Origin of the sequence: Pseudomonas tensinigenes (assembly GCF_014268445.2) — a bacterium.
Taxonomy (GTDB): domain Bacteria; phylum Pseudomonadota; class Gammaproteobacteria; order Pseudomonadales; family Pseudomonadaceae; genus Aquipseudomonas; species Aquipseudomonas tensinigenes.
Window position 1 is genome coordinate 5,756,915 of sequence record NZ_CP077089.1, and the last position, 18,611, is coordinate 5,775,525.

At 59.4% G+C, this 18,611-nt stretch carries 21 protein-coding genes; 11 read left to right on the plus strand and 10 right to left on the minus strand.

What is annotated here, in order from left to right; all coding sequences use genetic code 11:
• The first annotated feature begins 223 nt into the window (after window positions 1–223).
• Window positions 224–2,365 (plus strand): methyl-accepting chemotaxis protein, encoded by a 2,142-nt coding sequence (locus HU718_RS25460; protein ID WP_186616470.1) that lies wholly within the window; start codon window positions 224–226, stop codon window positions 2,363–2,365.
• 207 nt (window positions 2,366–2,572) lie between these two features.
• Here HU718_RS25460 and HU718_RS25465 read toward each other — a convergent pair whose 3' ends face one another.
• From HU718_RS25465 to HU718_RS25475, 3 genes are read right to left on the minus strand one after another with little or no spacing between them, the layout of a single operon-like run.
• Window positions 2,573–3,196, minus strand: coding sequence for an SOS response-associated peptidase (locus tag HU718_RS25465; protein WP_102901149.1), 624 nt, complete (start codon window positions 3,194–3,196; stop codon window positions 2,573–2,575).
• A 36-nt stretch (window positions 3,197–3,232) separates the two neighbouring features.
• Entirely contained in the window at window positions 3,233–3,493 is a 261-nt protein-coding gene (locus HU718_RS25470) for a putative signal transducing protein (RefSeq protein ID WP_007912819.1), read from the minus strand.
• Window positions 3,494–3,502: 9 nt separating this feature from the next.
• Entirely contained in the window at window positions 3,503–3,685 is a 183-nt protein-coding gene (locus HU718_RS25475) for a CPXCG motif-containing cysteine-rich protein (protein ID WP_016985166.1), read from the minus strand.
• Between the two features lie 142 nt (window positions 3,686–3,827).
• On the opposite strand from HU718_RS25475, the gene HU718_RS25480 reads away from it, so the two are divergent.
• A complete protein-coding gene (locus HU718_RS25480; protein ID WP_176470129.1) occupies window positions 3,828–4,991 on the plus strand; it encodes a 1-acyl-sn-glycerol-3-phosphate acyltransferase in 1,164 nt (387 codons plus the stop codon).
• 61 nt (window positions 4,992–5,052) lie between these two features.
• Here HU718_RS25480 and HU718_RS25485 read toward each other — a convergent pair whose 3' ends face one another.
• Entirely contained in the window at window positions 5,053–5,331 is a 279-nt protein-coding gene (locus tag HU718_RS25485; protein ID WP_016985168.1) for a hypothetical protein, read from the minus strand.
• A gap of 193 nt (window positions 5,332–5,524) precedes the next feature.
• Between HU718_RS25485 and HU718_RS25490 the strand changes: the two genes are divergently transcribed.
• On the plus strand, window positions 5,525–5,731 hold the full coding sequence (locus HU718_RS25490; protein ID WP_008083982.1) for a hypothetical protein: 207 nt from the start codon (window positions 5,525–5,527) through the stop codon (window positions 5,729–5,731).
• Between the two features lie 268 nt (window positions 5,732–5,999).
• On the opposite strand, the gene HU718_RS25495 is transcribed toward HU718_RS25490, so the two are convergent.
• Window positions 6,000–6,584: a YajG family lipoprotein gene (locus tag HU718_RS25495; protein ID WP_008086137.1), complete on the minus strand. Its 585-nt coding sequence runs from the start codon at window positions 6,582–6,584 to the stop codon at window positions 6,000–6,002.
• Between the two features lie 204 nt (window positions 6,585–6,788).
• On the opposite strand from HU718_RS25495, the gene HU718_RS25500 reads away from it, so the two are divergent.
• Window positions 6,789–7,022: a hypothetical protein gene (locus HU718_RS25500; RefSeq protein ID WP_007912834.1), complete on the plus strand. Its 234-nt coding sequence runs from the start codon at window positions 6,789–6,791 to the stop codon at window positions 7,020–7,022.
• Between the two features lie 709 nt (window positions 7,023–7,731).
• The gene (mqo, locus tag HU718_RS25505) at window positions 7,732–9,240 is read left to right on the plus strand and encodes a malate dehydrogenase (quinone) (protein ID WP_186616469.1); all 1,509 of its coding nucleotides are present in this window, start codon (window positions 7,732–7,734) and stop codon (window positions 9,238–9,240) included.
• Between the two features lie 147 nt (window positions 9,241–9,387).
• On the opposite strand, the gene HU718_RS25510 is transcribed toward mqo, so the two are convergent.
• The 3 genes from HU718_RS25510 to HU718_RS25520 form a co-directional block, all read right to left on the minus strand.
• Window positions 9,388–9,675, minus strand: a complete 288-nt coding sequence (locus HU718_RS25510) for a PA4642 family protein (RefSeq protein WP_186616468.1) — start codon at window positions 9,673–9,675, stop codon at window positions 9,388–9,390.
• Window positions 9,676–9,738: 63 nt separating this feature from the next.
• Window positions 9,739–10,218 carry a hypothetical protein gene (locus HU718_RS25515; RefSeq protein WP_186616467.1) on the minus strand — a complete coding sequence of 160 codons (480 nt, stop codon included), beginning with the start codon at window positions 10,216–10,218 and terminating at the stop codon, window positions 9,739–9,741.
• Between the two features lie 180 nt (window positions 10,219–10,398).
• A complete protein-coding gene (locus tag HU718_RS25520; RefSeq protein WP_064387625.1) occupies window positions 10,399–10,956 on the minus strand; it encodes a hypoxanthine-guanine phosphoribosyltransferase in 558 nt (185 codons plus the stop codon).
• A 163-nt stretch (window positions 10,957–11,119) separates the two neighbouring features.
• On the opposite strand from HU718_RS25520, the gene upp reads away from it, so the two are divergent.
• Window positions 11,120–11,758, plus strand: coding sequence for a uracil phosphoribosyltransferase (gene upp / locus HU718_RS25525; RefSeq protein ID WP_007912842.1), 639 nt, complete (start codon window positions 11,120–11,122; stop codon window positions 11,756–11,758).
• Window positions 11,759–11,760: 2 nt separating this feature from the next.
• On the plus strand, window positions 11,761–13,035 hold the full coding sequence (locus tag HU718_RS25530; protein ID WP_007912843.1) for a uracil-xanthine permease family protein: 1,275 nt from the start codon (window positions 11,761–11,763) through the stop codon (window positions 13,033–13,035).
• A 102-nt stretch (window positions 13,036–13,137) separates the two neighbouring features.
• Here the strand turns inward: HU718_RS25530 and hemH are convergent, their stop codons facing one another.
• Both hemH and HU718_RS25540 read right to left on the minus strand, forming a co-directional pair.
• Window positions 13,138–14,163 (minus strand): ferrochelatase, encoded by a 1,026-nt coding sequence (gene hemH, locus HU718_RS25535; protein ID WP_186616466.1) that lies wholly within the window; start codon window positions 14,161–14,163, stop codon window positions 13,138–13,140.
• Between the two features lie 13 nt (window positions 14,164–14,176).
• The gene (locus tag HU718_RS25540) at window positions 14,177–15,079 is read right to left on the minus strand and encodes a TIGR01777 family oxidoreductase (protein WP_186616465.1); all 903 of its coding nucleotides are present in this window, start codon (window positions 15,077–15,079) and stop codon (window positions 14,177–14,179) included.
• A gap of 197 nt (window positions 15,080–15,276) precedes the next feature.
• Between HU718_RS25540 and HU718_RS25545 the strand changes: the two genes are divergently transcribed.
• The 4 genes from HU718_RS25545 to HU718_RS25560 all read left to right on the plus strand — a co-directional run bounded on the left by HU718_RS25545 (window position 15,277) and on the right by HU718_RS25560 (window position 18,601).
• Entirely contained in the window at window positions 15,277–16,263 is a 987-nt protein-coding gene (locus HU718_RS25545) for an NAD(P)/FAD-dependent oxidoreductase (protein ID WP_102901142.1), read from the plus strand.
• Window positions 16,260–16,475 (plus strand): TIGR02450 family Trp-rich protein, encoded by a 216-nt coding sequence (locus HU718_RS25550; RefSeq protein ID WP_186616464.1) that lies wholly within the window; start codon window positions 16,260–16,262, stop codon window positions 16,473–16,475. Before HU718_RS25545 ends, HU718_RS25550 begins: the two co-directional genes overlap by 4 nt.
• A gap of 222 nt (window positions 16,476–16,697) precedes the next feature.
• A complete protein-coding gene (locus tag HU718_RS25555) occupies window positions 16,698–17,660 on the plus strand; it encodes a YbgA family protein (protein WP_186616463.1) in 963 nt (320 codons plus the stop codon).
• The gene (locus tag HU718_RS25560) at window positions 17,660–18,601 is read left to right on the plus strand and encodes a MerR family transcriptional regulator (protein ID WP_150707658.1); all 942 of its coding nucleotides are present in this window, start codon (window positions 17,660–17,662) and stop codon (window positions 18,599–18,601) included. Before HU718_RS25555 ends, HU718_RS25560 begins: the two co-directional genes overlap by 1 nt.
• The last annotated feature ends 10 nt before the right edge of the window (window positions 18,602–18,611 follow it).

Sequence of the window (18,611 nt, forward strand, 5' to 3'; positions counted from 1 at the left end):
TAATTGTATCGGCGCCAGATACAACGGACGTGTTGCAGCGACTTTCAGACGTTTCCCACTTGGCCTGTCGTAAAAAATTCACAGCCACCACTGAGCCCGGTGCAACTGCGTCGCGCACTGATCCATTTGCGACATCGGCTTGCAATTGCACCGGCTCGCACTCATGGCCCAATGCCGCCTGCCGATACATCAGCGCAGACGTCCTCTTGCGTGCGGAGCTCCCATGAAGTTCAAGTCGATCCAGTTTTCCGTTGCCGCCCTGGCCGGCGCCATCGTGCTCAGCGTGGTGGCCGCGCTGGTGCTGTATGCGCTGTTTTCCGGCGCGCGCACGCAAGAAATGGTGCAGCAGCGCACCCAGGCGCAGTTCGAGCAAGTCATCGAACAGCGCCTGACTTCGCTGGCACAAACCCAGGTCAGCCAGATCCAGCGCGAACTCGAAGCGCCGCTGCTGATCGCCGGCGGACTGGTGCGGGTCAACGCCCTGCTCGGCACACCGGGCGCCGATGGCCAGCCGCGCCTGAGCGTCAGCCGCGAACAACTGATCAGCCTGATCAGAGAGAACGTCGAAAAGAACCCGAAGATTCTCGGCACCTACATCGGCTGGGAAAAGAATGCCCTCGACCACGATGACGCGGCCTACGTCGGCACCAGCGTGGTGGGCATCGATGCCGCCAACGGGCGCTTCCTGCCGTGGTGGTTCCGCAACGATGACGGCACCCTCGGCCTGGACAAACTGGTCGACGTCGACGACCAGAAAACCCTGTCCACCGGAGTGCGCGCCAGCGAGTACTACTTGTGCTCGAAGGAAACCAAGAAAGCCTGCGTGATCGATCCGGCGCCGTACAAGGTCGGCGACAAGATCGTCATGCTCGCCTCCTTTATTGAACCGATCATGCTCAACGGCGCTTTCCTGGGCATCGTCGGTGCTGACCTGTCGGTGAACTTCATTCAGGAAATGCTCCTAGGCGCCAACCAGAAACTGTACAGCGGCGCCGGGCAGATGGCCCTGATCGGCGGCAACGGGCGGATCGTCGCTTACACCAAAGACCCGAGCAAGTTCGGTGAAAAAGTCAGCGATATCCTCGACGCCGAGCAGACCGCCAACATGGCCAATCTCAAGCGGGGTGAAGTGACTTACTCGGTCAACAAGGACAAGGGCCGCATCGAGTTGTACCTGCCGTTCGGCATCGGCCAGACCGACGCGCGCTGGACGTTGATGCTGCAACTGCCGCTCAACGCGGTGATGGCGGATCTGCAAAAACTGCAGGCCGACCTCGATGCGCAACGCAAGTCCGACACCTTCGGCATGGCCATGGTCGGTCTGCTCATCGCCGGCATTGGCTTGCTGGTGATCTGGCTGGTCGGCCACGGCATCGCCCGACCGCTGAAGCAAATGGTCGCCATGCTCAATGACATCGCTCAGGGTGAAGGTGATCTGACCCGACGCTTGAGCAGTGATCGCAGCGATGAATTGGGCTCGATCGCCAAGGGCTTCAACACCTTTTTGGCCAAATTGCAGGCGATGATCACGCAGGTAGTGACGTCGGTGCAGAGCGTCAGCGATTCCTCGGAGCACACCGCCGACATCGCCATTCGCACCAACATCGGCATTCAAAAACAAATGGCCGAGATTGATCAAGTCGCCACGGCGGTACAGGAAATGACCGCCACCGCGCAGGATGTGGCGCGCAACGCGACGCAGGCGGCGCAAGCGGCCAGTCATGCTGATCAAGCGGCCAGCCAGGGCATGCAGATTGTCCGTGACACCTCGAACTCGATTGGTGTGCTGGCGGTGGAAATCGGTAAGGCGGTAGACGTGGTGCAGACGCTGGCCAAGGACAGCGAAAACATCAACGCGATTCTCACGGCGATTCGCGGGATTGCCGAGCAGACCAATTTGCTCGCCTTGAACGCGGCGATTGAAGCGGCGCGTGCCGGCGAGCAGGGTCGTGGTTTTGCGGTGGTGGCAGACGAGGTGCGTAATCTGGCGCAGAAAACCCAGAAAGCCACCGAAGAAATCCAGAGCATGATCCAGCAACTGCAGCAGGGCACTCGCGATGTGGTGCGAGTCATGGAAGACAGCCAGAACCGCACTGATGAAAGCGTGCAGCACGCGGCGAAAGCGGCTCAAGCGCTGGAAACGATTACTCACGCGGTGTCGGTGATCAACGACATGAACACGCAGATTGCCAGCGCGGCGGAAGAGCAGAGCGCGGTGGCCGATGACATCAATCGCAATGTGATCAACATTGGGCAAGTGGCCAATGAAGTCGCGGGCGGTGCGGATGAGTCGAGTTCGGCGAGTGCTGATTTGACCAAGCTGGCAGAGCAGCAGCGGCGGTTGATCAATCAATTCAAGGTCTGAAAAGCCAAGAGCACCCTCACCCTAACCCTCTCCCAAAGGGAGAGGGGACTGATTGGGGGATATTTCAGAATGACACCGACCTGAAAGATCTTCACTGAATCCATAATCGACTCGATGCATCAGGTCGGTGAATCGCTCAAGACAACTCGGTCGGTCCCCTCTCCCTCCGGGAGAGGGCTAGGGTGAGGGGCTTTTGATCTAAATGCTTTAACCCGGGGTCAAACACTCCGGCCCATTGAGTTTCGGATCATTGATCAGATTCGCCAACACCCGCTCACGCAGCGCCGCCGGCTCACTGGCCAGCAACCCCTGCAACACATGCAACGGCGTCTCGGGATCGAGCCACGCCGCCTGCCCCGCCTCATCGAGAATCAACGGCCGGCGCTGACTCGACGCCGGTTGCGTAATCACCGCAGTGCTCAGCCACACCTGCTCCTGCACCGGATAAGCCTCCCAGATCGCCGCGAAAAACAGCGACGATCCCTCCCCCGGCGTCAGCCAGAACGGACGCTTGCGCTGGGTTCCGCGCCATTCGTAAAAACCATTCGCCGGTAGCAGGCAACGACGCTGGCGCAGCGCCTCACGAAACATCGGCTGCTCGGCCACGGTTTCCGCCCGGGCATGCGCCGGGGTTTTCGACAGATCGGTCAGCCACGGCGGCGTCAGCCCCCAACGGGCGCGGGCCAACGTGCGCTGGCCATCTTCAGCGGCGCGCAGCATCAACACCGAATCATTGGGGGAAATGTTCCACTGCGCCTGCTGATCGGCGGGAAAACCTGGCAGGGCCGCGAAATCGCGGTTCCAGCGAAACAGGGCATAACGTCCACACATGGGGCAACACGACTCTGAAGTAAAACGAAGCTCAGCCTAACAGACCAGCGTCCCGGGGAAGCTCTCCGGTTCATCGCCGGGCAGCGGCAGCGCGGCATTGTACGCGGTGATCAGCTCGCGGGCGTATTCGGCCTGGTCGTTATCCACAGACAAGCCCAACAGACCGAAGATCGGCAGCTCGCCCGTTCCACCGAGCAAATCGCGACCAATCAAGTGCGCCTCGATGCCTTCGCTGGCGAGCATGCCCTTGAGCATTTCACCTTCCATCAGGTTTTCCGGCTCATAGATTCGCTGCATGGGCACGCCTCACTCGTTTTCGCTGAAGACTTCCAGATGCCATTCCTCTCCATGAACCTGCAATACAAACGTGATCGGCCGACAACACACCTGACAGTCCTCAATGTAAGTCTGATCTCCACCGGACAGGTCCAGCGTCGTCTCTACTACTTCCCCACAATAAGGACATTCGTAATCAGCGGTTTCCAGCATCGCGGTCTCCCAAGTGACTTGTGCGTATAATCGCCGGTCTATTTGCAGGGCTATTTTTGTCTGGCTACTTTTTCAGACCGTGCCCCGCGGGTTTTCGATCAAAACCTTTACTTACCCTAGCCGTTTCCAACAAGAGAGCATGATGGGCGAATTCGATGCCATCCGACCTTACGACGACAGCGAAGTACCTGTGGTACTGGCAAGACTGCTCGGCGACAAGGCGTTTCTAGATATCCTCACCCACTTCCGCTTCCCGCGTTTTGCCGGTGCTTTCGGCTGGATGCTCAAACCACTTATAGCCCATCGGCTGCGTCGTGAGTTCGCCGACGTGACCTCGGTGGCGACTTTGCAGGACAAGGTCGAGTCCTACGTCGACCACACCATCGAGCGCGCCACCGACGGCGTGACCTACACCGGTGTCGAGCAATTCAAGTCCGGCAGCGCTTATCTGTTCATCGCCAACCACCGCGACATCGTGATGGACCCGGCCTTCGTCAACTACGCCGTGTACCACGCCGGCCTGCCGACGCCGCGCATCGCGATCGGCGACAACCTGCTGCAAAAGCCGTTTGTCAGCGATCTGATGCGTTTGAACAAGAGCTTTATCGTCCACCGTTCGATCACCGGCCGTCGCGAGAAAATGGCTGCGTATCAACTGTTGTCGGCGTACATCAACCACTCGATCCGCAACGATTGCGCGTCGATCTGGATCGCTCAGGCCGAAGGGCGGGCGAAGGACGGTGACGACCGCACCGAGTCGGCGATCCTCAAGATGTTCCACATGAGCCGCAAGGACGAGCCGTTCGGCGAAGTCATTCGCTCGCTGAACGTCACCCCGGTGTCGATCAGCTACGAATACGACCCGTGCGACCAGGCCAAGGCCCGCGAGCTGTACATCCGCGCCACCACCGGCACCTACGCCAAAGCGCCGGGCGAGGATGACGTAAGCATCGCCAAGGGCATCACTGGCTACAAGGGCCGGGTGCACGTGAACTTTGCCGCGCCGATCACCGAGCTGTTTGAAGACACCAAGCAATTGGCGGTGGAAATGGACAAGCAGATTCTCGGCGGTTACCGCTTGTTCCCGGTGCATTACCTGGCGTATGCGCAGTGGGCCGATGCTGATCCGCAGTTGAATGTGCCGAAAGCTGCCGAGGTGTTCCCGGCGGATGAACTGGCCAAGGCGCAGGAAGAATGGCAGAGCCGGCTGGATGCGTGCCCTGCAGAGCACCGTCCGTATCTGGTGCTGCAATACGCGACGCCGGTGCGCAATCAGTATCGGGTCAAGGCTGGGTTGCCGCTGTAAGCGGTTTCCACCTGACGCAAAAACGGCGCCTTCGGGCGCCGTTTTTTTATGCCTGAAGCTTTTAGAAGCGCGTGCTGATCCAGGAAACGATCAGGGCCAGCCCGAGGCAAGCAAAACCAAATCGATAGAAAAACCGGTTCATGCGCAAGGTCGCCCAGTCCAGGATCGGCTCGGCATTCGGCTGCGCCTGACGCTGGGCGGCAATGCTGGCCATCGCGCGCTGTTCACGGCGGCGAGTGGCGTGCAGCAGCCAACTGCCCGGAAACGCCAACAACAGCGCCAGCAGGTTGATCAACTTGGCGGGATGGGCGGTAAACAGTGTCATCAAGTGCAGCGACATCACAGACCTCTATCTGAACCGGTATGGCAGACGCCAGATCGACGACCGCGGCGCGGATTCTACCGAAACCCGAGCGCCCTGCCCCAAGCTTTGCGACAAATTACCTGACAATCGACCGATGGCTGTCCTGTGTCACGGCATCGTCATGTGGATAGGCCACCCTGCGCGCCTCGAAACACACATGGAACGCGACATGCTTCACGCTGAAAACCAGGATCGTCTGTACCTCATCACCCCCTACGACGAACAACAGAGCCTCGTCGGCAGCCTTGCCTTCAATGTTCAAGATCGCCATTGGCTGGTGTATTGCGCGCTCGGCGGGCATCAGCATGCGGATTTGCCCGAGACGGATTTGTTGACGGGCGTTAGCGTTCTCGATTTCTACTCGCAGGCAGCTTGAAAAATCAAAAGCGCCCTCACCCTAGCCCTCTCCCGGAGGGAGAGGGGACTGACCGAGTTGTTTTGTCGAGGTACATCGACCTGAAAGTCCGAGGTGAATGCAGATCTCAAGAACAACGCAAATCGGCTCCCTTCCCCCTCTACCCCTTGGGGGAGAGGGTTGGGGTGAGGGGGATCGATCTTCCATACGACACAAATCCCAACCCTGACACCCACAAAAAAGCCCGAAACCATCACTGGTCCCGGGCTTTTTCACATCCGCTGAAAACCTACTCAGCCAGAACCTGACCCACAGTCGGATCCTTGAACAGACGCGTCAACGCATCGCTCAACACATCGCTGACCAGTTTGGTGTTGGTTTCCTGGTTCGGCGCCATGCCGAAACGCTGGTCCAGCGACGCACCGTAACGACCGCTGTAACGGCGGTTGGCGTTCTGCACGTCGGAGCGGAAGGTCGCGCCGATGGTCGCTTCGGTCACGTACATGCCTTCTTTCGGCGACTGATACTTCAGCTCGGCCAGGGTCACGGTCAACTGCGGAGCGTTTGGCGCGTTGTTGGTCGGGGTGAAACCCAACAGGCGCACGGCAGCTTCAGCCTGAGCCTGCAGCTTCGGCAGGATCTGCTCGCGCTGCACGGTGATGGCGCTGGTTTCCGGGTACAGACCGCCACGGGTACCGAGGGTTGGCGACGGACGACCGTCAACCACACGCACGACGACTGGCTGACCACGGCCGACCGCTGGCAGCTGGGTGGTCAGCTTCGGCTCCGGGTTCAGTTGTTGCGGGCTGTGGGCGCAGCCGGCCAGGGTCAAACCGGCCACAGTGATCAAACCGAACAACAGGCGTTGCAACATGCTCTTCTCTCCAGAATCAGGCACAAACAGGCCGGCAGTATAGCGGTGGGCCACTGCGGGTAACCAGCGCCCGGCAGTGAATACTGAAATGTCTGACAAACCCTTGGGAAAGCGGTTCCTGTCACAGATTATTCACCCGCCATACACGTTGACGTCACGGCGCCTTGGCAACCTTGCAATCAGTCCCCCACAAGGTACTCAACCATGCGTTATCTGATCTCGTTGTTCGCACCGCGCCCACTGCATCGCAGCTTCGCCCTGCTCGACCGCAATGGCCATTGCCAGGCATTCAAGCAGTGCAGCCTGCAGCCAATGGGCGACGGCTGGGTGGAAATCGAAGAAATCCGCCTCAACTGGTTGCACCAGCCACTGCCCGCCAGCGCCCGCGTCATAGCGTCGCAGCCCCGTGCACGCGTGCAAGCGATGTTGAGCATCTGACCGGATGCCTAATAAAAGTCATTAAACACGAGCAACTGCCCGCATTTCTTCGATACAATCTCCCCCCGATTATAAGGACGTCTCCTGATCGGGCCCCGCAACAGCGTCAATGCGCATGCATTTGACATCAAAATCGCCCACAGAGAGCCGCCCACACAGATCGAGTGAAGTTGGCGCGCTTGCCTGTTCTTCCGGCAAAAACCCCGCTTTTCGCGAATCTGCAGAGCTGTCATGACGCTCGGCCACCGCGTTGTTTTTGCCCTCGGGCAAGGTGCCAGGCCTGGACAGCCCTTTTTTGAGGTTCACGTCTTCAAAAGAGCGTGAAAAAAACGGGTTTTCACAACTTCACAAGAGTGTGGCGAGCAAATGAAAAGTTTTGCGTCTGAACATGCACCATTAGCGTCTGAAACAGCCCAACGACACAGGACCGGGTATACCTCGAATATCGGAGCCTGAAGCCTGTCCGCTACGGATTTGGTTGCACAAAAACGGATGTCTCGACCATAAGTCGAATTGCCAGCTGCGTGCTGAAATGAGTTCATGGAGCTCTTGAAAGCCAAGCCGCATACATCCGTCGAAGTTGCGAAAAATTGCGAAGATTCGGACATGGCGAACCTGACCACGGATAGCCCGGACATCATTGACCTGTCCCGGAACGCCTGGCAGCCATGCCGACAATTTGGTGCTGCAGATTTTGGAGACGCGTTAAATGGCGCATAACGAAGCAGTCGACGTAGTTCTGGTTGGGGCGGGCATCATGAGTGCCACCCTGGCAGTACTGCTCAAAGAGCTCGACCCCGCGATCAAGCTGGAAGTCGTCGAGCTGATGGATTCCGGTGCTGCCGAGAGTTCCAACCCTTGGAACAACGCCGGTACCGGCCACGCCGGCCTGTGCGAGTTGAACTACACGCCGCAAGCCGCCGATGGCACCGTCGACATCAAGAAAGCCGTGCACATCAACACCCAGTTCGAGGTGTCGAAGCAGTTCTGGTCGTACCTGACCAAGAAAGGCACCTTCGGCTCGTGCAAATCCTTTATCAGCCCGGTGCCGCACCTGAGTTTCGTCCAGGGCGACAGCGGCGTGTCTTTCCTCAAATCGCGCTTCGACGTGTTGAGCAAGCACCACGCCTTCGCTGACATGGAGTACACCGAAGACAAGGCCAAGATGGCCGAGTGGATGCCGCTGATGATGCCGGGCCGCTCGCCGGACGAAGTCCTCGCTGCGACCCGCGTGATGAACGGCACCGACGTCAACTTCGGCGCCCTGACCAATCAGTTGCTCAAGCACCTGACCAGCGCTCCCGACACTCAAGTCAAATACTGCAAGCGCGTTACCGGCCTCAAGCGTAATGGTGCCGGCTGGACCGTCAGCATCAAGGACGTCAACAGCGGCAGCACGCGTGAAGTCGATGCCAAGTTCGTCTTCCTTGGCGCGGGTGGCGCGGCGTTGCCGTTGCTGCAGGCTTCGGGCATCGAAGAAAGCAAAGGCTTCGGCGGCTTCCCGATCAGCGGCCAGTGGCTGCGTTGCGACAATCCGGAAGTGGTCAAGCATCACCAAGCCAAGGTTTACAGCCAGGCGGCCGTGGGTTCGCCACCGATGTCGGTGCCGCACCTGGACACCCGCGTAGTCGACGGCAAGAAATCCCTGCTGTTCGGGCCATACGCCGGTTTCACTACCAAGTTCCTCAAGCACGGTTCCTTCATGGACCTGCCGCTGTCGGTTCGCGCCGGCAACATCGGGCCGATGCTGGCCGTGGCGAAAAACAACATGGACCTGACCAAGTACCTGGTCAGCGAAGTGATGCAATCGATGGAACAGCGTCTGGATTCCCTGCGCCGTTTCTACCCGGAAGCGAAAGCCGAAGACTGGCGCCTGGAAGTGGCCGGCCAACGGGTGCAGATCATCAAGAAAGACCCGAAAAAGGGCGGCATTCTGCAGTTCGGTACCGAACTGGTGTCGGCCAAGGACGGTTCCCTCGCCGCCCTGCTCGGCGCTTCGCCGGGTGCGTCGGTGACCGTTTCGATCATGCTGGAACTGATCGAGAAGTGCTTCCCGGCCAAGGCCAAAGGCGAGTGGGCTGGCAAACTGGCGGAAATCTTCCCGGCCCGTGAAAAGGTCCTGGAAACCGATGCTGCGCTGTATCGCAAGATCAACACGCAGAACAACATCGCGCTGGAACTGGTTGAAGAAAGCAGCGAGACCCCAAGCTACGCTTGATCTTGCCGCATAAAAAACGCCCCGTACTCAGTGAGTGCGGGGCGTTTTTTATGGCCTTGAAAAGCAAAAGATCGCAGCCTGCGGCAGCTCCTACAAAGGTTCTGTGCTCACTCTGTAGGAGCTGCCGAAGGCTGCGATCTTTTGATCTTAAGCGCGAGCGTTATCGATCAGCTCGATGTATTCCGGGGCGTTGCGCTGATCGGCGATCAGCTCAACGAAGGTCTTGCCCTGTTCGTCCTTGCCATCGACGTCGTAGCCAGCCGCAACGAAGAAGCCCAGAAAGCGCTCGAAGTCGTCGATACGCAGGCCACGGTAAGCCTTGATCAGTTTGTGCAGCGACGGCGAAGTGGCGTCGACCGGCTCAAAATCGAGGAACAGCTTGATCTGCTCATCGCCGATCTCGTCACCAATCACTTGTTTCTTATCTTTACGCATTGCCGACTCCAGCTCGCAGACATTACACGGGGCGGGCAGTTTACCCCTGCCCGGCCGCCCGGCTCAACGCGATCGCACGGCCCCGGTGTGCAAATCGGCCCAGATATGGCCATTGGCGTAACTGAGGAACTGCACATACACGGTGTCATTGCGCAGCAGATCGATGATCACGCGGTATTGGGCCAGTGGATAAAACAACGTCAGGGTCTTGCTCTTGTCGTCGTAGATCGGTTTTTTCAGGCTTTTGCTTTCGCCGTCGAAATTGACCAGCACCTGAGTGATGGTCGCGCCCTTGTTCAGGGATTTGCCCTTGAGGCGAATCAGCAGCGATGAAGTAACCGGAATCGGCTGCTGATTGGACTGGCGTTGCGCGCCGACGACCACCGAGTAATCGGTGACCTGCAACAGTTGCTGCTGTTCAGGCTCGGCATCGCGCACCGTCAGATCGTCCGGCGGCAGGAACTGGCTGTGCATCGGCGCGGCGGACAGCGGCAGGCTGAGGGCCAGCAACAGGGCGGCAAAGCTGCGGATCAAGAGGCGCATGACAGGCTCCGGGGGGCGGGGCCGAGCACTCTAGCATGGGTATCGCGGATGGATCAGCACACACAAAACAACTGTGGGAGCGAGCCTGCTCGCGAAGGCAATTTCACATTCAACACTTATGCTGAATGAAAGATCGCTTTCGCGAGCAGGCTCGCTCCCACAGGGGATAGCGCGGGGGTCTTACATGCCTTTAACGGCAAAGATCCCGTTGGCGTTGCGCCAGTAGCCTTTGTAGTCCATGCCGTAACCGAAGATGTAACGGTCGATGCACGGCAGGCCGACGAAATCGGCTTTCAGGTCAGGACGCGCCTTGCGGTCGTGATCCTTGTCGATCAGTACGGCGGTGTGCACTTTGCGCGCGCCGGCGTGTTTGCAGAAGTCGATGATCGCGCCGAGGGTGTGACCTTCATCGAGGATGTCGTCGATGATCAGCACGTCGCGGTCGATGAACGAGACTTCCGGCTTGGCTTTCCAGAACAGGTCGCCGCCGCTGGTTTCGTTGCGATAACGGGTCGCGTGCAGGTAGGACGCTTCCAGCGGGAAGTGCAGATGGGTCAGCAGCTTGCCGGAGAAGATCAGGCCGCCGTTCATCACGCAGAACACCACCGGGTTGCTGTCAGCCAGTTGTTCGTTGATTTGTGCACCGACACGGGCGATGGCCGCCTCGACTTCAGCTTCGGTGTACAGGCAGTCAGCCTCTCGCATGATTTGACGGATATGCTCGAGATCAGCGGACATGGCGCTCTCCAGGGGTTGGCGGAATTGGAAAAGCGGGCAAAGGTACGCATCCATCGAGGCCGAATCAAGCCTTTATGGACTAACGTACAGAATGTCCTATAGGACATCACCCTCGGATAGATTAATCTAGGCCGGTTTTTTTGCCCGCCGCCGGAGTTTTTCCATGCCCATCCTCGAGATCCGCCATCCGCTGATCCGCCATAAACTCGGCCTGATGCGCCGCGCCGATATCAGCACCAAGAACTTCCGTGAGCTCGCTCAGGAAGTCGGCGCCCTGTTGACCTATGAAGCTACAAAAGATTTGCCGCTGGAGTCATACGATATTGCAGGCTGGTGCGGCACCGTGTCGGTCGAGAAAATCGCCGGCAAGAAGATCACCGTCGTGCCGATCCTGCGCGCCGGCATTGGCATGCTCGAAGGTGTGCTGAGCCTGATCCCGGGTGCCAAAGTCTCCGCTGTGGGTGTCGCCCGCAACGAAGAAACCCTGCAAGCGCATACCTATCTGGAAAAACTGGTTCCGGAAATCGACGAACGGTTGGCGATGATCATCGACCCGATGCTCGCCACAGGCAGCTCGATGGTTGCGACCATTGACCTGCTGAAGAAAGCCGGCTGCAAGGACATCCGCGCGATGGTGCTGGTTGCCGCGCCGGAAGGTATTGCCGCCGTAGAAAAGGCTCACCCGGACGTGACCATCTACACCGCGTCCATCGATGAGCGCTTGAACGAGCACGGTTACATCATTCCTGGACTTGGCGACGCCGGTGACAAGATCTTCGGCACCAAGCAGAAGGACGCGTAACCATGCAGCAAGAGTTCAACGATCCGCTCTGGCGCACGGTGCTGTCCGGCGCCCAGATGCTGTTCGTGGCTTTCGGCGCTCTGGTGCTGATGCCGCTGATCACGGGCCTAGACCCGAACGTGGCACTGTTTACCGCAGGTCTGGGGACGATTCTGTTCCAGATCGTCACCGGGCGTCAGGTGCCGGTGTTTCTGGCGTCGAGCTTCGCTTTCATCACCCCGATCATTCTCGCCAAGGGCCAGTTCGGCCTTGCCGCGACCATGGGCGGGGTGATGGCGGCCGGTTTCGTCTACACCTTCCTCGGTCTTGCCGTGAAGATCAAAGGCACCGGTTTCATCGACCGTTTGCTGCCGCCGGTGGTGATTGGTCCGGTGATTATTTCCATCGGTCTGGCCATGGCGCCGATTGCCGCGAACATGGCGATGGGCAAGGCTGGCGACGGTTCGGAACTGATCCACTACCAGACCGCGATGATGATCTCGATGCCGGCATTGCTGACCACGTTGATCGTGGCGGTGTTCGGTAAAGGCATCTTCCGTCTGGTGCCGATCATTTCCGGCGTGCTGGTCGGTTTTGCTATGGCGTTCTATTTCGGTGTCGTTGATACCGCGAAGATTGCCGCTGCGCCATGGTTTGCGATCCCGCACTTCACCGCGCCGGAGTTCAACTGGCAGGCGATCCTGTTCATCGTCCCGGTGGCATTGGCTCCGGCCATTGAACACATCGGTGGCGTGATTGCCGTCGGTAGCGTGACCGGTCGCGACTATCTGAAGAAGCCCGGCCTGCATCGCACCCTGCTCGGTGACGGCATTGCCACCACCGCAGCCGGTCTGTTCGGTGGTCCGCCAAACACCACCTACGCCGAAGTGACGGGCGCGGTGATGCTGACCAAGAACTACAACCCGAAAATCATGACCTGGGCGGCGATCTTCGCCATCAGCCTGGCGTTCATCGGCAAGTTCGGCGCGCTGCTGCAAAGCATTCCGGTGCCGGTGATGGGCGGGATTCTGTGCCTGTTGTTCGGCTCGATCGCGGCGGTGGGGATGAACACCCTGATCCGTCACAAGATCGATCTGGGCGAGGCGCGCAATCTGGTGATCGTGTCGGTGACGCTGGTGTTCGGGATTGGCGGTGTGCTGGTCGGCACCGGTACCGGTCCGGACGACTTCGGCCTCAAAGGCATCGCGCTGTGCGCGGTGGTGGCGATTGCGCTGAACCTGATTCTGCCGGGCAATGATGGCTGGAAGAACAAGAAGGCGGATGAGCCGCTGATCTGAATCTTTAGATCTTCATCGCCTGACAGATAGCTATCGCGAGCAGGCTCACTCCTACAAGGTCAACGCAATACCTGTAGGAGTGAGCCTGCTCGCGATTTGCTTTCAGAGGGCCAGAGGCGCTCGTTCGCAAAGAGTTGCCAACGCCTTCGCCCATTGCGCGTCATCATTGAGGCACGGCACCAAGACCAACTCTTCGCCCCCCGCTTCGCGGAATTGCTCTTTACCGCGATCACCAATCTCTTCCAGCGTCTCGATGCAGTCGGCGACAAACGCCGGACACATCACCAGAATCTTCTTCACGCCGCTTTTCGCCAGTTCATCCAGCCGCGCTTCGGTGTACGGCTCGATCCACTTGGCCCGGCCCAGACGCGACTGAAACGACACCGACCATTTGCCATCCGGCAGGCCCATGCGCTCAGCAAACAACGCCGCTGTGCGCAGGCATTGCGCGCGATAACAGGTCGCCAATACCGCAGGCGAGGCGTTCTTGCAGCAGTCTTCATTCTTGAAGCAATGATTGCCGGTCGGATCGAGTTTGGTCAGGTGCCGCTCGGGCAAACCGTGGAAGCTCAGCAGCAAGTGATCGTAATCCTGCTGCAGATGCGGCTTCGCGCTTTCAACCAGCGCATCGAGGTATTCCGGCTGATCGTAGAACGGCTGCAGCACCGACAATTGCACATCGAGCTTGTTCTGCCGGATTACCCGTTTCGCTTCTTCGATCACCGTGGTCGTGGTGCTGTCGGCGAACTGCGGGTACAGCGGCGCCAGCGTGATGCGCTTGCGCCCGGCCGCAACCAGCTTCAGCAAACAGGTTTCAATCGATGGCTCACCGTAACGCATCGCCAGTTCCACCGGGCCATGCGTCCATTGCCGGGTCATCTGCTGTTGCAGGCGCCGGCTGAGCACCACCAGCGGTGAACCCTCCTCCCACCAGATCGAGGCATAGGCGTGGGCCGATTGCTCCGGGCGTTTGATCAGGATCAGCGACACCAGCAGACGCCGCACCGGCCATGGCAGGTCGATCACGTACGGGTCCATCAGGAATTGATTGAGGTAGCTGCGCACATCGGCCACCGAGGTGGAGGCCGGGGAACCCAGGTTGACCAGAAGCAAGGCGTGATCGGTCATGCAACGTCCTATTTCAGAGGCGGCTGGAGAGATCGTCCAGGGCCGCACGTAAATCCGTGAACTGGAAAGTGAAACCCGCTTCCAGCAAGCGTGCCGGCATCGCCTTCTGGCCGCCGAGCAACAACAAAGACATCTCGCCGAGACCGACTTTCAGCGCCAGCGTCGGCATCGGCATGAACGCCGGGCGGTGCAACACGCTGCCCAGCGTCTTGGCAAATTCGCGATTGCGCACAGGTTTCGGCGCGCACGCATTATAAGGACCACTGGCCTGATCGCGGTGCAGAAGAAAATCAATCAGGGCGATTTGATCGCTGATATGAATCCACGGCATCCACTGCCGACCATTGCCCAACGGCCCGCCCAGGCCGAGTTTGAACGGCAGCAATAACCGCGACAAAAAGCCGCCCTCGGCCGACAGCACCAGACCGGTTCGCACCAGCACCACACGGATTCCCTGCGCTTCGGCACGTTGCGCGGTTTCTTCCCAGGCGATGCACAACTGGCTGGCAAAATCGTCGATCACCGGCGGCGAATCTTCGGTCAGCTCGCGCTCACCGCCATCGCCGTACCAGCCGATCGCCGAACCGGAAATCAACAATGGCGGTTTCTGCGCGCGGGTTTCGAGCCACGCCAACAGTGTTTCCGTCAACGTGATGCGGCTGCTCCAGAGCAACGCTTTGCGGCGATGGGTCCACGGCCGATCGGCAATCGGCGCGCCGGCCAGATTGATGATCGCGTCCACGGACTCCTCGCCGAGGTCTTCCAGACGCGCGATGCCACGCACCTGCGCGCCGCAGATCTTCGCGACCTTCTCCGGTTTTCGGCTCCACACCGTCAGGCGATGCCCCTGCCCCGACCAGTGTCGGCAGAGCTGACGTCCTATCAAACCAGTACCGCCGGTCAGCAATATGTGCATGACATCTTCCTCGCGTGGCGTTTAACCCGGATCACTAGTCTATTTTTATAAACAGGGATCTTTTCTATCGGGCAGGCTCTATTGTTTAACCATAGGCCAAGCTGTCAGAACGAGAACGCTAGAAGTTATACCAAAAAACAAAATTGTACAGGTTTCATCCACGGCGTAGTCTGTACAGAAAGGTAAACGAGGCCCCTATGACTGTACCTATCGCAATCATCGGCACCGGCATCGCCGGGCTCTCCGCCGCCCAGGCTTTGACAGAGACCGGGCATACCGTGCAATTGTTCGATAAAAGTCGCGGCAGCGGCGGGCGCATGTCGAGCAAGCGCAGCGACGCTGGCTCGCTGGACATGGGCGCGCAATATTTCACCGCCCGCGACCGCCGCTTCGTCACCGAAGTGCAGCGTTGGCAAAGCCAGGGCTGGGTCGCCGAGTGGACGCCGCAGCTCTACACCTATCAGGGCGGGCAGTTGAATCTGTCGCCGGACGAGCAGACCCGCTGGGTCGGTGCGCCGCGCATGAGCGCCATCACCCGTGGCTTGCTCGATGGCCTGGAGGTGCACTTCGCCTGCCGGATTACCGAAGTTTTTCGCGGTGAAGAACACTGGCATTTGCAAGACGCCGAAGGCTTCACCCACGGACCGTTCAGCCACGTGGTGATTGCCACGCCAGCCCCGCAAGCGACGGCATTGCTGGCCGCTGCGCCGAAGCTGGCCGGTGCCGCCGCGGGGGTGAAAATGGAGCCGACCTGGGCTGTCGCCCTCGCCTTCGAAACGCCGCTGGACACGCCGATCGAAGGCTGCTTCGTGCAGGACAGCCCGCTCGACTGGCTGGCGCGCAACCGCAGCAAACCGGGGCGCGACAACACCCTCGACACTTGGGTGCTGCATGCTACCAGTGCGTGGAGCCGGCAACACATCGACCTGTCCAAGGAAGCGGTGATCGAGCAACTGCACGGCGCCTTTGCCGAGTTGCTGCACAGCGCCATGCCAGCGCCGAGCTTCAGCCTCGCCCACCGCTGGCTCTATGCGCGACCCGCGACGGGCCACGAATGGGGCACGCTGGCCGATGCCGATCTGGGCCTGTACGCCTGCGGCGACTGGTGCCTGTCCGGGCGAGTCGAAGGCGCTTGGCTCAGTGGCCAGGAAGCTGCGCGACGCTTGCACGAACACCTACAATGAACCGCATCAATCCGCAAAAATTGCTGCTGTCGAAATGGACAGCAGCTCACCCGCAAAACCGTGAAAAACACTTTCTGGTGACCGAGTTGTTCCGTGATGAGGAAGGCACGGTGTTGGAAGTCGAGTTGCAGGCGGTGTTGACCAAGCGTGCCGAAAGATTCGATTGGCAGACGCTACAAAACAACGCTGAATGGCTGCAGGGCTGGAAATAAACACCAGCCATTGTGGGAGCGAGCCTGCTCGCGAATGCGGATTAACCTTCAACAGATGCATTGACTGACGCACCGTATTCGCGAGCAGGCTCGCTCCCACAGGGGATTAGCGATTTAACCGAAAAAGTTGTACAAATGATTTGACTTGTACACCTTTGAATCTATGCTAAGCCAATATTGTACAGAGATTGATCTCTGTATAGGTTTAGATTCGAGGTGCCTATGCTTGCCCTGCCCGCCGCGAAGCCAAAAATCGCCATCAGCGCCTGCCTGCTGGGTGCCGAGGTGCGCTACAACGGTGGGCACAAGGAATCACGCCTGTGCAGCCGCACCCTCACCGAGCATTTCGATTTCGTCCCGGTGTGCCCGGAGGTCGCGATCGGTTTGGGCATCCCGCGCGAACCCACCCGTCTCGTCGGCGACGCCGAGCATCCGCAAGCGGTCGGCACGGTGAACCGGGCGATCAACGTCACCCAGCCATTGGCCGAATACGGCGAGAAAATGGCCGCCGAACTCAATGACATCTGCGGCTACATCTTCATGCAGCAATCGCCGTCCTGCGGCCTGGAACGGGTCAAGGTCTACCACGCCAACGGCGCCCCGGTGAACGGCGGCGGGCGCGGGATTTACGCCCAGGCGTTCTGCGCACAGCACCCGGATCTGCCCGTGGAAGAAGCCGGGCGTCTCAACGATCCGGTGCTGCGCGAGAATTTCATCACCCGCGTGTTCGCCTACAGCGAATGGCAGCAAGTCCTCGCGAAAGGTCTGAGCCGCCGCGCCCTCACCGAATTCCACTCGCGCTACAAATACCTGCTGATGGCGCACAACCCGCTGCAATACAAAGCACTCGGCAAGCTGTTGGGCAACATGGCGCACAGCGATCCCGTCGAGCTCGGCCCACGCTACTTCAGCGAACTGATGGCAGCGTTGAAAAAATGCGCCACCCGTGGCACCCACTGCAACGTGCTGCTGCACATCAGCGGTTATCTGAAACAGGTAATCAGCGCCGAAGACAAACAGGAAATGCAACACGTCATCGGCCAGTACCGCCAAGGCATCGTGCCGCTGGTGGTGCCGTTGACGTTGCTCAAGCATCACTTTCGCCTCCATCCGGATTCGTACATCGCGCAACAGGTTTACCTGCAACCGCACCCGGAAAACCTCAGCCTGCGAAACGCAATCTAATGAACGACAAAATGGATACCAGCGCCCAGGAAGACCTAGGCGCGGATTTTAAAAAAGCCCTCGACGAGGGTTGGCTGCCGATCCGCGAAGTCGCGCGGCAGACCGGCGTCAACGCGATCACCCTGCGCGCGTGGGAACGCCGCTACGGGCTGGTCGTACCGCAACGCACGCCCAAGGGCCACCGGCTGTATTCGGCCGAACATGTTCAGCAAATTCTGACCATCCTCACCTGGCTTAACCGTGGTGTTGCTGTCAGTCAGGTCAAACCGCTCCTCGACGCACCGCAGGCGTTCAGCGAATCAGTGGAAAACGATTGGCAGCGCTTGCGCCAGACACTGCTGACGGCCGTTACGCAGCTCAATGAACGCAGCCTCGACGACAGCGTCAATCAGGCCATGGCGCTCTACCCGCCACGCACGCTGTGCGAGCAATTGCTGATGCCGTTGCTGGCGGAACTGGAGCAGCGTTGGCAGGGCCAGTTCGGCGCGCAGATGGAACGGGTGTTCTTTTATTCGTGGTTACGCAGCAAATTCGGCACACGCATCTACCATAACAATCGTCAGTTGCATGGCGCCCCGCTGCTGTTGATCAACCATTCCGACCTGCCACTGGAACCTCATCTGTGGCTGTGCGCGTGGCTGATCAGCAGCGCCGATTGTCCGGTGCAAGTGTTTGACTGGCCGCTGCCGGCCGCCGAACTGGCGCTGGCGGTCGAACATCTGCAAGCCCGTGGCGTACTGCTGTATTCCAGCAAAGCCATGAACCTTGCGCAGTTGCCCAAGCTACTGAACGGAGTCAGTTGTCCAAAAATGCTGGTCGGACCAACGGTATGCATCCACCACGCCGAGTTGTCCGTAAGAACTTCCGAGATGGCTGATGTGTTCCTGGCGGAAGACGCGCTTCTTGCGCATCAGGAACTCGTTCAGCGTGGGCTGATTTAATGGACGCCGT

What these genes read in the sequence shown, in the direction of transcription:
- HU718_RS25460 (WP_186616470.1), top strand. Translation starts at nt 224, where the DNA reads ATGAAGTTCAAGTCGATCCAGTTTTCCGTTGCCGCCCTGGCCGGCGCC.
- HU718_RS25465 (WP_102901149.1), bottom strand. Translation starts at nt 3,196, where the DNA reads ATGTGTGGACGTTATGCCCTGTTTCGCTGGAACCGCGATTTCGCGGCC.
- HU718_RS25470 (WP_007912819.1), bottom strand. Translation starts at nt 3,493, where the DNA reads ATGCAGCGAATCTATGAGCCGGAAAACCTGATGGAAGGTGAAATGCTC.
- HU718_RS25475 (WP_016985166.1), bottom strand. Translation starts at nt 3,685, where the DNA reads ATGCTGGAAACCGCTGATTACGAATGTCCTTATTGTGGGGAAGTAGTA.
- HU718_RS25480 (WP_176470129.1), top strand. Translation starts at nt 3,828, where the DNA reads ATGGGCGAATTCGATGCCATCCGACCTTACGACGACAGCGAAGTACCT.
- HU718_RS25485 (WP_016985168.1), bottom strand. Translation starts at nt 5,331, where the DNA reads ATGTCGCTGCACTTGATGACACTGTTTACCGCCCATCCCGCCAAGTTG.
- HU718_RS25490 (WP_008083982.1), top strand. Translation starts at nt 5,525, where the DNA reads ATGCTTCACGCTGAAAACCAGGATCGTCTGTACCTCATCACCCCCTAC.
- HU718_RS25495 (WP_008086137.1), bottom strand. Translation starts at nt 6,584, where the DNA reads ATGTTGCAACGCCTGTTGTTCGGTTTGATCACTGTGGCCGGTTTGACC.
- HU718_RS25500 (WP_007912834.1), top strand. Translation starts at nt 6,789, where the DNA reads ATGCGTTATCTGATCTCGTTGTTCGCACCGCGCCCACTGCATCGCAGC.
- mqo (WP_186616469.1), top strand. Translation starts at nt 7,732, where the DNA reads ATGGCGCATAACGAAGCAGTCGACGTAGTTCTGGTTGGGGCGGGCATC.
- HU718_RS25510 (WP_186616468.1), bottom strand. Translation starts at nt 9,675, where the DNA reads ATGCGTAAAGATAAGAAACAAGTGATTGGTGACGAGATCGGCGATGAG.
- HU718_RS25515 (WP_186616467.1), bottom strand. Translation starts at nt 10,218, where the DNA reads ATGCGCCTCTTGATCCGCAGCTTTGCCGCCCTGTTGCTGGCCCTCAGC.
- HU718_RS25520 (WP_064387625.1), bottom strand. Translation starts at nt 10,956, where the DNA reads ATGTCCGCTGATCTCGAGCATATCCGTCAAATCATGCGAGAGGCTGAC.
- upp (WP_007912842.1), top strand. Translation starts at nt 11,120, where the DNA reads ATGCCCATCCTCGAGATCCGCCATCCGCTGATCCGCCATAAACTCGGC.
- HU718_RS25530 (WP_007912843.1), top strand. Translation starts at nt 11,761, where the DNA reads ATGCAGCAAGAGTTCAACGATCCGCTCTGGCGCACGGTGCTGTCCGGC.
- hemH (WP_186616466.1), bottom strand. Translation starts at nt 14,163, where the DNA reads ATGACCGATCACGCCTTGCTTCTGGTCAACCTGGGTTCCCCGGCCTCC.
- HU718_RS25540 (WP_186616465.1), bottom strand. Translation starts at nt 15,079, where the DNA reads ATGCACATATTGCTGACCGGCGGTACTGGTTTGATAGGACGTCAGCTC.
- HU718_RS25545 (WP_102901142.1), top strand. Translation starts at nt 15,277, where the DNA reads ATGACTGTACCTATCGCAATCATCGGCACCGGCATCGCCGGGCTCTCC.
- HU718_RS25550 (WP_186616464.1), top strand. Translation starts at nt 16,260, where the DNA reads ATGAACCGCATCAATCCGCAAAAATTGCTGCTGTCGAAATGGACAGCA.
- HU718_RS25555 (WP_186616463.1), top strand. Translation starts at nt 16,698, where the DNA reads ATGCTTGCCCTGCCCGCCGCGAAGCCAAAAATCGCCATCAGCGCCTGC.
- HU718_RS25560 (WP_150707658.1), top strand. Translation starts at nt 17,660, where the DNA reads ATGAACGACAAAATGGATACCAGCGCCCAGGAAGACCTAGGCGCGGAT.